At 73.0% G+C, this 12,455-nt stretch carries 9 protein-coding genes; 5 read left to right on the forward strand and 4 right to left on the reverse strand.

The window, feature by feature from the left end; genetic code table 11:
* The first annotated feature begins 4 nt into the window (after window positions 1-4).
* On the forward strand, window positions 5-2,848 hold the full coding sequence (locus CXR44_RS38990) for a DUF7824 domain-containing protein (RefSeq protein WP_144070053.1): 2,844 nt from the start codon (window positions 5-7) through the stop codon (window positions 2,846-2,848).
* Window positions 2,849-2,970: 122 nt separating this feature from the next.
* Here the strand turns inward: CXR44_RS38990 and CXR44_RS22620 are convergent, their stop codons facing one another.
* Window positions 2,971-3,756 (reverse strand): MBL fold metallo-hydrolase, encoded by a 786-nt coding sequence (locus tag CXR44_RS22620; RefSeq protein ID WP_101788116.1) that lies wholly within the window; start codon window positions 3,754-3,756, stop codon window positions 2,971-2,973.
* Window positions 3,757-3,803: 47 nt separating this feature from the next.
* On the opposite strand from CXR44_RS22620, the gene CXR44_RS22625 reads away from it, so the two are divergent.
* On the forward strand, window positions 3,804-4,205 hold the full coding sequence (locus CXR44_RS22625) for a MerR family transcriptional regulator (protein ID WP_101788117.1): 402 nt from the start codon (window positions 3,804-3,806) through the stop codon (window positions 4,203-4,205).
* A 3-nt stretch (window positions 4,206-4,208) separates the two neighbouring features.
* On the opposite strand, the gene CXR44_RS22630 is transcribed toward CXR44_RS22625, so the two are convergent.
* Together CXR44_RS22630 and CXR44_RS22635 are read right to left on the reverse strand one after the other, a co-directional pair.
* Window positions 4,209-5,390 carry a hypothetical protein gene (locus CXR44_RS22630; protein ID WP_180903650.1) on the reverse strand — a complete coding sequence of 394 codons (1,182 nt, stop codon included), beginning with the start codon at window positions 5,388-5,390 and terminating at the stop codon, window positions 4,209-4,211.
* A gap of 115 nt (window positions 5,391-5,505) precedes the next feature.
* Window positions 5,506-7,125 (reverse strand): dolichyl-phosphate-mannose--protein mannosyltransferase, encoded by a 1,620-nt coding sequence (locus CXR44_RS22635; protein ID WP_101788118.1) that lies wholly within the window; start codon window positions 7,123-7,125, stop codon window positions 5,506-5,508.
* Window positions 7,126-7,202: 77 nt separating this feature from the next.
* Between CXR44_RS22635 and rsmI the strand changes: the two genes are divergently transcribed.
* Window positions 7,203-8,051: a 16S rRNA (cytidine(1402)-2'-O)-methyltransferase gene (gene rsmI / locus CXR44_RS22640; RefSeq protein ID WP_425437449.1), complete on the forward strand. Its 849-nt coding sequence runs from the start codon at window positions 7,203-7,205 to the stop codon at window positions 8,049-8,051.
* 10 nt (window positions 8,052-8,061) lie between these two features.
* Window positions 8,062-9,636, forward strand: a complete 1,575-nt coding sequence (locus CXR44_RS22645; protein WP_101788360.1) for a dolichyl-phosphate-mannose--protein mannosyltransferase — start codon at window positions 8,062-8,064, stop codon at window positions 9,634-9,636.
* On the opposite strand, the gene CXR44_RS22650 is transcribed toward CXR44_RS22645, so the two are convergent.
* On the reverse strand, window positions 9,530-11,110 hold the full coding sequence (locus tag CXR44_RS22650) for a hypothetical protein (RefSeq protein WP_180903652.1): 1,581 nt from the start codon (window positions 11,108-11,110) through the stop codon (window positions 9,530-9,532). The genes CXR44_RS22645 and CXR44_RS22650 overlap by 107 nt on opposite strands.
* 99 nt (window positions 11,111-11,209) lie before the next feature.
* Here CXR44_RS22650 and CXR44_RS22655 point away from each other — a divergent pair, with 99 nt between their 5' ends.
* Complete coding sequence (locus tag CXR44_RS22655; protein WP_180903653.1) at window positions 11,210-12,433, forward strand: glycosyltransferase family 2 protein; 1,224 nt, start codon at window positions 11,210-11,212, stop codon at window positions 12,431-12,433.
* The last annotated feature ends 22 nt before the right edge of the window (window positions 12,434-12,455 follow it).

The raw sequence follows: 12,455 nt of genomic DNA on the forward strand, positions 1-12,455 counted from the left end.
GCTCATGAGTGATCAGCGGAGTGGTACGGCCTGGGACGCGGTGCGCGCGGCGATCGACGCCGAGGACGCGGCCGCGGTGGCGGCCCTGGTCGCCGGGTTCGGCGACAGCGAACGCCGTGAGGTGGCCCGCGAGCTGCCCGGCCACATCGCCGAGGTGCGCCGGACCGGCGAGGCCAGGGACGTCGAGCGGCGCGAGGCGATGCAGCGCGCCTGGGACGCCCGGGTGGCCGAATACCGGCGCAGGACCGGCGACGGGCACTCGCCCACCGACTACTACTGGGACCTGTGGGTCCACCACGAGACCTACGTGGGCAGCCGGTGGATCGAGCCCATGCGCGTCGCCGGGGCGGGCACGCTCGGCGGCGCGGCGGCGGTGGTGTCCTGGCTGCACCGGCGCGACTTCCAGCGCTGGACCGAGCCGGCCGACCTGGACGACGTGCCGCTGATCCTCCAGGTGATCGCCGCCCGGCCCGCCGCGTGGCAGGCCGACCTCGCCGTCCGCCTGGCGCTGCGGCTCCGCGCCCCGCGCCGGGGCGCCGGCCGTGCCGACCGCTCGCTCCGGCTGGCGCTGGAGGCGCTGCGCCGGACCGGGACCGAGCCGCCCCCGCACGACCCGCTGACGGTCGCCTGGGTGACCTCCTGGGACGCGCCGCCGCCCGCGGACCCGGCCATGGACCAGCCCCCCGGCCAGTCCGAGGACCAGCCCGCAGACCAGTCCGCGAGCCGGACCGCGTCCCCGATCGCGGGCCAGAGTCCGCCGCCCGCCGATCCGGCCGCGGACCCGCTGTTCGAGGCGATGCTGCCGCGCCTGTTCGACGCCGAAGGGGTGGGCAGGCTGCTGCGCGACGACCGCTCGCGGCCCGCCTGGCTGGCCCGCCTCACCCGCGACGGGCAGGTGAGCCGCCGGAGCCTGCTCGACGGCTGCGTCAGCCGCTTCCTGCGCGGCGGGACGGCCGCCGACCTGCGGTTCTTCGTCCGCCTCCACGACGAGCTCGACCCGGCGCCGGAGGAGGTGGCTCTCCGGCGCCGCGACTACCTGCGGCTGCTGCCCGCCGCCCCGCCCAACGTCGCCGAGCTCGCGCTCAAGCGGTTACGCGGGCTCGGCCCGCTCGACCCGGACGAGGCCGCCGAGGCCGTGGAGGGGCTCGTGTTCCGCGCCGAGGGCAAGCTGGCGCGCGCCGGGCTGATCTGGCTCGACCGGCTGGCCCGCGACCACCGGGGTGACCTCGACGGCTACGCCGGCGCGATGGGCGCGGCACTGGTCAGCGAGTCAGCTGAGGTCCGCGCCCGCGCGGCCCGGCTGGCCGTCAAGCACGCCGCGCGCTTCACCCCCGTGGGCGCCGAGCAGATCCGCGACGCGCTGCCGCTGATGCCGCCCGGCGAGGGTGTCGCCCTGGCGGAGGTCTTCGGCGGGGAGGCGGCGCCCGCCGAGCCGGAGCCCGAGGGCCCGTCCTGGACGCCCGTGCCCTTGCCGTCCGCGCCCGAGCCCGCCCGCGTGACGCCGCCGGTCCTCGGCCCCGCCGGGCTGCCGACCCACCGGCTGTCCGAACACCGGTGGCTGGTCGCCGAACGCTGGCTGGACGTGTTCGTCCGGCTGGCGGCGACGGACCGGGCCGCGCTCACCGAGGCGCTCGCCCCCGTCGCCGCGGTCTTCCCGGAGGAGCGCTACCTGTGGAGCCCGTGGTGGCACCAGAAGGAGTGGGCGGCGGCGATGGCCAAGGAACTGGCCGAGCCGGGCGCCGAGGCGAAGGCCGTCGCCGGGCACCCGGAGATCCCGCCGACGGCTCAGGAGAGGGTGCCCGACAGCGCCGCGCCGGGGCGGCTGGTCCCGCTGCGCCGTTTCGCGGAGGTGTACCAGGCGCTGGTGGACGGGACGCTGCCGCCCTACCTGCTGGCCACGCCCACCCACGCCAACGGCCGCCTGGACGCGGCCGAGCTGGTGGACCGGCTGGAGGGTTACGAGCGGGCGGGCGTCGAGGCGCTGCCCGTGGACCTGGAGCAGGCGCTGCTCCGGCTGCCGCGCGCGGTGCCGCCCGCCGTCGCCGAGCGCGCCGCCGCGCTGACCGGCACGGCCGGCCGGGCCGTCGCCCGGTGGATGACCGATCCGCCCGCCGAGCCGCGTGTCACGCTGCGTCTGGAGGAGAGGGGCAGCGACGTCTTCGTCGTCCCGGAGATCGTCGCCGGACCGATCAGGTCGGCGGTGCTGGACGAGGCGTTCGCCCACCGCCGCGGCGACGATGGGGCGGATGCGCTCAAGGCGCTCCTCTCGATCGTCCCCGGCCACCGCGAGCTCGTCGCCGCGCACGCCGTCCACCAGGTGCTCGCGGGCCACGGCTACGGCAAGCCCACCGCCGCCCTCCTGGCCGATCTGGCCGCCGCCGAAGGTCCCGGCGGTCCCGGCACGGCGCTGTTGGCCGCCCACTGCCTGTGCGTGGAGCCGGAGGAGACGCTGCGTCCGCTGCTGTGGCTGGCCGCGTCGGGCGGGCTGCCCGGAGCGGAGGTGGGTGCCCAGCTCGCCCTGTTGTTCCGCCACGACGAGGCGCGCAACTCCCGCGAGTACCGGACGTACTCCGTCGCGGAGGTGCTCGCGGTGCTGGAGCAGGCCGCCTGGTGCGGCGCCCACCGCGAGGTCTGGCAGATCATGTCCGGCCTGCTCGCCGGCTACCTGCCGGGGCCGGGGGAGAAGGCCACCGTCCTGCACACCCGGATGACGACGTTCGCCGTCCAGGTGGCCGCCTGGGCGGACGCGCGCGGCGAGCTGCCCCTGATCGCCGAGCTGGCCGCCCGGCGCCGTGAGAGCGGCCTGGTCCGCCAGGCTCGCCGCCTGCACGCCCGCCTCACCGGCTGACGGCCCGCCACCGGCCGAGCCCGCTCCCGGGCCGGGCCCGCTCTCCGGGTGACCCGGTCACCGCGTTCTGCGCCACGTGGTGACCGGGTCAGCCGGAGATACGTCCCCGGACGCCACCCGGTTCAGCAACGACCCAGCTCCCAGGGGTCGTGCGCGGAGAAGACCGACACACCGTGGGTGTGGGCCAGCGTCCGCAGCCTCGCCTGGTTGGCGATCCGCAGCTCGCCGTCCACCTGCGAGTCCACCTGCACGATGTCCATCAGCGGGTGCGAGACCGGGTCGTGGTCGAGCTCGCCGTGGTAGAAGTACGCGTCGCCGGCGTGCAGCAGCCAGCGGTCGCCCTCCTTGACGGCCACTCCGGCATGGCCCGCGGTGTGCCCGCCGAGCGGCACCAGCAGCAGGTCCGGCAGGCCGCGCAGCGGCCGAACGCCCTCCATGCCGAACCAGGTCTCCCCGGGGCCCTCGCCGTAGGTGACCCAGTGCGGGCCGTGTGCCCAGTGGCCCGGCCGGTAGCGGCGGCTCGGCGCCTCGGCCAGGGCCGCCTCCAGCTCGGCCGCCATGACGTGCACCCGCGCGCCGGGGAAGTCGGGCAGTCCGCCGCTGTGGTCGACGTCCAGGTGGGTGAGCACGATGTGGCGGACGTCCGCGGGGTCGTGGCCGAGCGCGGCGAGCTGCCGCACGGCCGTCTCCGCCGGCCGCAGCGCCGGGTCCACCAGCTCGACCCATTCGGGGTCGAGCAGCTCGGCCGGCCGAGTCACGTCGTCGAGGCCGAGACCGGTCTCCACCAGGACGAGGCCGGAGGCGGGCGTCTCGATGAGCAGGGCATGGCAGACCGCCCGTGCGGCGGGCAGGCCGGTGAGGGAGTCGATCTCGCGCATCGACCCGACGTTGAGGTGCTGGATCTTCATGCGCCTAGACTGCGACTTGAAGCGCGGTTCAAGTCAAGGAGGCGTTCGTGGACGACACGCTGCTCGACATCGGCGAGGTGGCGCGCGCATCCGGCCTGGCGCCCTCGGCGTTGCGGTTCTACGAGCGCAAGGGCCTCATCGCGCCGGTCGGCCGCAACGGCCTGCGCCGCGCCTACCTGCCCGGGACGCTCGACCGGCTGGCCCTGATCACCTGCGCGCGCGACGCGGGTTTCACGCTGGCCGAGATCGGCCGGTTCCTGGACGCCGGGCCGGATGACGCGGAGCTGCGCGCCCGGATGGCGGTCAAGGAGCGGGAGGTGGACGAGCTGGTGTCACGGCTCACCCGGCTGCGCGACAGCCTCCGGCACGTCCTGGTGTGCGACCACGACCCGCTCGTCGAGTGCCCCGAGTTCAAGCAGGCCGTGCGGCGGGTCAGCGTGCCGGAGTGACGCTCAGGCGGAGTTGACGTACTGCCGGGGACGCAGCGCGTGGGCGCGCAGCGCGGTCAGGGCCGCCAGGTGGCCGGTCGTGGACATCCGTACGGCGAGCTCGTCGCCGAACGCGAGCCCCAGCGCGGTGAGCTGCCCCACCAGGTGGTCCACCGGCTCGGCGACGTCGTCGAGGCCGGTGGCCGGATGCCAGCCCTCTCCGCCGACCACCTCGGCCACGCGTCGCCGCAGCTCCACGGGCGACATGAGGGTGCCGTCGGCGAGGAGCAGCAGCGCCGCCTCGCGGGCCGACACCTCGAACTCGTGCTCCCCCGGAGCAAGCAGCAGCCCGGTCACCGCCTCCCACATCGCCACCGGCGACAGCAGCAGCCGCCTGCCCTCGGAGGTGATCGTCAGCCGGGCTCCGTCGCGGCGCAGCGCGCCGAGCTCCCGCTCGGCCAGCTCGCGCAGTCGCAGCGCCTCCGGGGACGGCGCTAAGCGCAGCGGCAGGCTCTCGGAGGCCGCCAGGGACAGCAGCCGGTGCAGGGCGGGCACCTGCTGGGGCGGCACCGGCGCGTGCAGCCGCACCTCGTACGGCTGCGCCAGCTCCCGCCGGGCCGGGCCGCGGCCGAGCACCCAGCGGTTGAGCCGCTCGCCGTGGACCCGGTGCAGCCAGTTGTCGCCGCCGAGCTCGGCCCGCGGCTCGGTGAGCCAGCGCCGCGTCAGCGCGACCCGGTCGGAGTCGTCGCCGGCCAGGATCGCCAGCTCCAGCGCCGCCGAGCAGGCCACGTGCGCGCCCAGCTCCTCGGGCCCCATGATGGTGCTCCACTGCAGCTCGGGCACGTCGGGCGGCAGCACGCCGGTGGCCTCCAGTGCTGCCTGGTAGGCGAGGGTGCCGGCGTCCTCGCCCTCGGTCGCGTACGTGCGCAGGATCCGCAGCGTCGTCGCCGAGACGCACAACTCGGCGTAGCGCTCCAGCCCGCCGAGCCGGAGCAGCCGGCCGAGCGAACCGGCGAGCCGTTCGTGGTCGCCGCCGACCTTCAGCGGCAGGGTGTACCAGAGGAACTCGCAGACGTCGAGCTGGGTGACCGTCTCCAGCGGGTCGCCGCCGGTCAGCCATTCGACGGCGGTCCTGGCCTCCTCGGCGAACTCAGGCTCAGAGCGTTCCAGTTCGGCGAGGAGCGCGGCGACGTCCGGTGCACTCATGCCTCGAAGTTTGCCGTATCGGGCCCGGGCCTGACGATGCCCGAAACCGGCGCGTAGTGGGTCTTGCACAGTGATTGCCCTAGGAAAGCATGTGTTCAGCGGGATGTGGTCAGGATCAAATCCACTGTTTGTCGAACAGCATCCTGGCCTTCCACTCGGTGTAGGGGAGCAGCTCACCGGACAGGACCGGGTGCAGCCACCAGAAGTTGATCAGGGCCAGCAGCGCGAACGCTCCGACGACCGCCGCTCCGAGCGTACGCCGCATGCCCGCCGCCCCTCCGGCCGGGCCGATGAGCAGCCCCGCGCACAGCGTGAGCGCCAGCACCATGAACGGCACCATGGGGATCGCGTAGAACAGGAACATCGTCCGGTTGGAGGCGATGGCGAAGTAGAACCACGGCAGCCACGCCATCGCGTACGCCAGCAGCACCGCCCCGGCCCGCCAGTCGCGCGTGGCGACGTACCAGGCGATCAGGCCGGCCAGCGCGAGCAGCGCCCCGAACCAGATCACCGGCGTGCCGACGCCCAGCACCGCCTCCGAGCAGTCCTTGACCCCGCACGCGTCCTGCCTGCCCTGGTAGTAGAACGCCACGGGACGCAGCAGCAGCGGCCACTGCCACGGTTCGGACATGTAGGGGTGGGAGGTCTCCAGCCCGCTGTGGAAGGTGAAGACCTGCCACTGGTACTTCACCCACGACCGCACCGAGTCGAGGACGAAGTAGAACGGCCCCGCCGAGGTGGCCTGGGCCCAGTTGCGGCCGTAGCCGGTGGCGGAGGCGAACCAGCCGGTCCAGGTCGCCATGTAGGCGACGAACGGCGCGGCGGCGAACGCCAGCAGGCCGTTCGGCAGGTCCTTGGCGAAGGTCCCCGCGTACGGGTGCCGCACGCCGACCGCCCGCCGCGCGCCGAGATCCCACAGCAGCGACATGGCGGCGAACGCGACCGCGAACGCCAGCCCCGACCACTTGACCCCCATCGCCGCGCCGAGGCAGACGCCCGCGGCGATGCGCCAGGGCCGCAGCCCGAGGCTGGGCCCCTGGGGCGAGACGGGAGAGCTCTCGTACCACTCGACCAGCCGCTGCCGCGCCCTGTCGCGGTCGACCACCAGGCAGGCGAACGCGGCCAGCGCCCAGAACATGAGGAAGATGTCGAGCAGCGCCGTGCGCGACAGCACGAAGTGCAGGCCGTCGAGGGCGAGCAGCAGCCCGGCGAAGCAGCCGAGCAGCGTGGAGCGGGTCATCCGGCGGGCGACCCTGGCCAGGACGAGGATCGACAGCGTGCCGACGACCGCGGCGGCGAAGCGCCAGCCGAACGGGGTCATGCCGAACAGCCACTCGCCCGCGCCGATCATCCACTTGCCGAGCGGGGGGTGGACCACGTAGGAGGCGCACTTGTCGAGCGTCTGGTCGGTGCACTTCACCCAGATGTCGGTGTTGCCGGCCAGCAGCGCCTTGTCGGCGTCCTTGATCGTGACCCGCTCCACCAGCCACGTGATCAGGGAGAAGGCGTCCTTGGCGTAGTAGGTCTCGTCGAAGACGACCGCGCGGGGGTGTCCGAGGTTGACGAACCGCAGCACCCCGCCGAAGACCATCACCAGCAGCGGCCCGAGCCAGCCCCACAGCTCGCTCCCGCGCATCGGCGGAACCAGCCGGTCGCGCACCGAACGTGCACGGGGACTGCTCTCGTCGGCCTTCGGATCCTCGAAGGCCTGGTACGCGAAGTCGGTCACCGCCATTCGGCCATCGTACGGGCCGGAAGCCGAACGTTACGCGGAAACACTGCCCAATCGGGATGCCCTGCCACAATGGTCGGGTGAGAGCAGACGGCAGGTTGGTGCTGGCAGGAGCCCCCATAGGCCAGGCGGGCGACGTGTCCCCGCGGCTGCGCGAGGCGCTGCGCAGCGCCGACGTGGTGGCGGCCGAGGACACCAGGCGGCTGCGCCGGCTGGCCACCGAGCTGGGTGTCGAGATCGGCGGCCGGATCGTCAGCTACTACGACGCCAACGAGGCCGGCCGGGCCCGGGAGCTGGTCGAGACCCTCAAGGAGGGCCGCACGGTCGTCGTCATCACCGACGCCGGGATGCCGGGGGTGTCCGACCCCGGCTACCGCCTGACCCGGCTCGCCGTCGAGGAGGGCGTCACGGTCACGGCGCTGCCCGGCCCGAGCGCCGTCACCACCGCGCTGGCCGTCTCCGGCCTGCCCAGCGACCGCTTCTGCTTCGAGGGCTTCCCGCCGCGCAAGACCGGCGAGCGGGCCCGCCGCCTGGCGGCGCTGGCGGGCGAGGAGCGCACGATGGTGTTCTTCGAGGCGCCCCACCGGCTGGCCGACTCGCTGGCGGCGATGGCCGAGGCGTTCGGCGCGGACCGCCCGGCCGCCGTCTGCCGCGAGCTGACCAAGACCTACGAGGAGGTGCGCCGGGGCGGGCTCGGCGAGCTGGCCGCGTGGGCGGAGGCCGGGGTCAAGGGCGAGATCACCGTCGTGGTCGCCGGTCACGTCGCGGCCGACGTCCCGCCCGACCTGGACGGGCTGGTGGCCGAGGTGGAGCGGCGGGTGGCGGCCGGCGAGCTGCGCAAGACGGCCGTGGCCGACGTCGCCAAGGCCGCGGGGATGCAGCGGCGGGAGCTCTACGAGGCGGTTCACAGAGGATCTTCGACCCCGTAGGGTGCGCTTCGTGAAGAACTGGGGGGTTTCACCACACCGGCTGGTCCCGCCGTTCCAGGGGAGCGTTCTGTGGGGGTGGCTGGGGCCGCTGCTCGTGGCGGCCTTCGGGGGGATCTTCCGTTTCGTCCGGCTGGGGGAGCCGCACGCGGTCGTCTTCGACGAGACCTACTACGCCAAGGACGCCTACGCCCTGCTGCTGTTCGGCGTCGAGCGCCACACGCTCGGGGACGCCAAGAACCCCGTCGCCGACAAGCGCCTCATCACCGAGAACACCGACATCTGGAAGCAGTGCGCGGAGCCGGCGGACTGCGCGGCGTTCGTCTCTCACCCGCCGCTGGGCAAGTGGATGATCGGCGCGGGCGAGTGGCTGTTCGGCATGACCCCGTTCGGCTGGCGCTTCGCCGCCGCGGTCGTCGGCACGCTGTCGATCCTCGTCCTGGCCAGGGTCGCCCGCCGGATGACCCGCTCGACGCTGCTCGGCTGCCTGGCCGGGCTGCTGCTCGCCCTCGACGGCCTGCACCTGGTCCTGTCACGGACGGCGCTGCTCGACATCTTCCTCATGTTCTGGGTGCTGGCCGGGTTCGCCTGCCTGGTGGCCGACCGCGACTGGGCCCGGCTGCGGCTGGCCGGCCGCTGGACGCCCCGCTCGGAGTACGGCCCCCGGCTCGGGACGCGGCCGTGGCGGCTGGCCGCCGGGCTCTGCCTCGGGGCGGCGTGCGCGGTGAAGTGGTCGGGAATCTTCTTCCTGGTCGCCTTCGCGGTGCTCAGCCTGGTGTGGGACCTGGGCGCGCGGCGGGCCGCAGGCGCCCGCGAGCCGTACCGCGGGGCCCTCGCCCTCGACCTGCCGCCGGCGACGGCCGCGCTGGGGCTCGCCCCCGCCCTGGTGTTCGTCGGGTCGTGGACGAGCTGGTTCGTCGACGACGACGGCTGGGGCCGCAACTGGGAGCAGGCCACCGGTCACGGGCCGCTGTTCTTCGTCGCCGACTCGGCGCGGTCGTGGCTGAAGTACCAGCTGGACGTGCTCGGCTACCACACCGGGCTGACCGACTACCACCCGTACATGTCGGACCCGTGGTCGTGGCCGGCGCTGTTCAGGCCGGTCACCTTCCACTACGAGAGCGGGCCCGGGGCGTGTGGGGCGGCGAAGTGCTCGGAGACGGTGATCGGCGTCGGCACCCCCGCCCTGTGGCTCGCCGCGGCCCTGGCCCTGGTCGGACTGCTCGCGTGGTACGCCAGGACTCGCGACTGGCGGGCCGGAGCGGTGCTGCTCGGCTACGCGGCCGGCTGGCTGCCGTGGTTCTACTACGCGCTGTCCGACCAGCGGACCATGTACCTCTTCTACATGGTCCCCGTGGTGCCGTTCATGGTGCTGGCGGTCGTCCTCGTCGCCGGGGCGGCGCTGGGCCGGGCCGACGCGCCGCCGGGGCGCAGGGCGACCGGGGCGGCGGCCGTGGGGGCACTGGCCCTCGTCGTGCTGGTCAACTTCTGGTGGCTGTATCCGGTGCTGACGGCCGAGCAGCTCCCGCACGCCGACTGGTGGGCCCGGATGCTGCTGCGCTCCTGGGTCGAAAGCGCGCCCAAGTGAGGCGGCGCAGCGTGATGGCGGCCGCCATGCAGGCCAGCGGCACGGCCGGCAGGACGTAACGGTAGTCGAACTCGGCCGTGGCCGCCGGCGCCAGCAGCAGCCCGAACGCCGCCAGCCACGGCAGCGCCACCGGGCCGCCCAGCGTGCGCCAGCGCACCGCGACGCCGTACAGGCCGACCAGCAGGATGCCGCCGAGCAGCGGACCCTGCAGGTAGACCACCTTCTGGTAGCTGCTCATGATCTCCGCCCACGGCGCGACGATCCGCGTCTCGGGCGGGCCCTGCTCGTAGGAGAAGGCGTCGGTGTCGGTGCGGCCCTGGAAGGACGGCCAGTTGGGCAGCCGCTTGGGCCGGCCGTAGGAGTCGAGGTCGTAGTAGGGCCTGAACTGGTACATGTTGTAGGTCGCCTCGTCGGGGAACCTCGGCCGGCCCCACTTGAAGGCGCGCAGGAAGTCACGCGCCACGACCTGCAGGTAGTCGCTGGGCTGCGACAGGATCGCCCGCGTGGCGAAGGTGCTCGCCGCCTCGTTGGTGATCTCGGTGAACTTCTTGCCCGTGCCCCAGCGGTGCAGCACCTCGCCGGTGCCCGTGCCGCCGCCGCCCTGACCCCACAGGTACCACTGCGCGTACTCCTTGCGCTGCTCGACGGGGTCGGTGACGCACAGCAGCAGGAGCTCCAGCTCCTTGTACTTGTCGATGTTCATCTTGGTGCAGTCGGCGAAGATCGCCGTCCGCATGTACAGGATGAGCCCGTCGCTGTTGGTCATCGCGAACTTGCCGACGCTCGCCTTGAACCAGCTCATGTACGACACCGTCGGCACCGCGCAGGCCACGACCACGGCCACGACCGCCTTCCACCCCGTGCGCTTGACGACGAGGTAGACCACCACCAGCACGAGGATCGGCAGGCCGATCGACCGGGTCAGCGACGTCAGGGCCAGCAGCAGGCCGACCACCGCGCCGACCCGCCACGACATGCGCCGGTGCCACAGCACGAGCGTGACCACGCCCACGACCAGCAGCGTGAACATCGAGTCGGACATGATGAGCTGTTCGAGCTGGATCTGGTAGGCGTCGAACAGCACCGGCGCCGCCGCCAGCGTCGCCCCCCACTTCGGCAGCCCGAACCGGCGCCGCAGCAGCGCGTAGATCAGCACGGCCGTGGTCAGCCCCATCAGGTGCTGCGTGAACACCACCAGGGAGAAGCTGTGGAACGGCTGCAGGATCATCATCCAGAAGCCGTAGCCGCTGGGCCTGATCGGGTGTGGCCGTGGGTGGAGCGCCACCGAGACGTACTCGTAGGAGTCGTTGAACCACATCGCCGGCCCGTATCCGAGCATGGTGACGAGCCGCAGCACCCCGCCCAGGGCGAAGGCCACGGCGAACACCTGATGACGGCGCAGAAAGGCCAGCGCACGCGCCGTCCGGCCAGGGGCGGAGTGGTCCACAGGGGTAATCTCCGCGACGCTCACCATGCTGTAAAGAATGCCAGCCGTTTCTAGGACTTGCCGCGACCAAGTCTGGGCAGAGGGCATGATGGTGTGCTGGAAGTGTCCTAACTGAAGGGTTGAGACGTGGAACTGACGGTGGTCATGCCCTGCCTCAACGAGGCCGAGACCGTGGAAGTCTGTGTGCGCAAGGCCTTGGCTTGCATGGAGGAGCACGGCATCGAGGGCGAGGTCCTGATCGCCGACAACGGCAGCACGGACGGCTCGCAGCAGCTCGCCCGCGACGCCGGTGCCCGTGTGGTCCACGTCGACGAGAAGGGCTACGGCAACGCCCTCATGGGCGGCATCCGAGCGGCCCGCGGCAAGTACGTCATCATGGGCGACGCCGACGACTCCTACGACTTCACCGCGCTGCTGCCGTTCGTGGAGCAACTGCGCGACGGCGCCGACCTGGTGATGGGCAACCGCTTCAGGGGCGGCATCGCCCCGGGCGCCATGCCGCCGCTGCACCGCTACCTCGGCAACCCGGTGCTGTCGTTCGTCGGCCGGCTCTTCTTCCCCTCCGCCATCGGCGACTTCCACTGCGGCCTGCGCGGCTTCCGGCGCGACTCGATCCTGCGGCTCCACCTCCAGACCGGCGGCATGGAGTTCGCCTCGGAGATGGTCGTCCGCTCCACGCTGTCGGGGCTCGACGTGCGCGAGGTGCCCACCACCCTGTCGCCCGACGGCCGCTCCCGCCCGCCGCACCTGCGCTCCTGGCGTGACGGCTGGCGCCACCTGCGCTTCCTGCTCCTCTACAGCCCCAAGTGGCTGTTCTTCTATCCCGGCCTCGTGATGATGGTGCTGGGCATGGTCGCCGGCACCGCGCTGACCTTCGGCCCGGTGGAGATCGGCGAGCTGGCCTTCGACGTCGACACCCTCGTCGGCGCCTCCGCCGCGGTGGTGATCGGGTTCCAGGCGGTGCTGTTCGCGGTCTTCACCAAGGTCTACGCGGCCGAGGAGGGCTTCCTGCCGGAGTCGCCGCGCATCCGCAAGCTGATCGACATCGTGTCGCTGGAGAAGGGCCTCGTGGTCGGCGGCCTGCTGGCGCTGGCCGGTCTGGTCGGCCTGGTCATGTCACTGGTGCACTGGCAGGTGCGCAGCTTCGGCGAGCTCGACCCGCGCGAGTCGCTGCGCCTGGTGGTGCCGTCCGCGACGGCGCTCATCATCAGCTTCCAGACGATCTTCGCCTCGCTGTTCGTCAGCATCCTGGGCATCCGCCGCACCCGCGAGACCTCCGCCGACATCGCCGCCAAGGCCGCGGAGGAGGCCGCCGAGGCCGTCTCGCGCGAAGAGTCGCGGACGCTCTGATCTAATCCGTTCGAGGCGGGCG

Source organism: Nonomuraea indica, from assembly GCF_002850745.1.
Classification (GTDB): domain Bacteria; phylum Actinomycetota; class Actinomycetes; order Streptosporangiales; family Streptosporangiaceae; genus Nonomuraea; species Nonomuraea indica.

Excerpts from the sequence above, each read along its gene's own strand:
- CXR44_RS38990 (WP_144070053.1), top strand. The coding sequence starts at position 5 with ATGAGTGATCAGCGGAGTGGTACGGCCTGGGACGCGGTGCGCGCGGCG.
- CXR44_RS22620 (WP_101788116.1), bottom strand. The coding sequence starts at position 3,756 with ATGAAGATCCAGCACCTCAACGTCGGGTCGATGCGCGAGATCGACTCC.
- CXR44_RS22630 (WP_180903650.1), bottom strand. The coding sequence starts at position 5,390 with ATGAGTGCACCGGACGTCGCCGCGCTCCTCGCCGAACTGGAACGCTCT.
- CXR44_RS22635 (WP_101788118.1), bottom strand. The coding sequence starts at position 7,125 with ATGGCGGTGACCGACTTCGCGTACCAGGCCTTCGAGGATCCGAAGGCC.
- CXR44_RS22650 (WP_180903652.1), bottom strand. The coding sequence starts at position 11,110 with ATGGTGAGCGTCGCGGAGATTACCCCTGTGGACCACTCCGCCCCTGGC.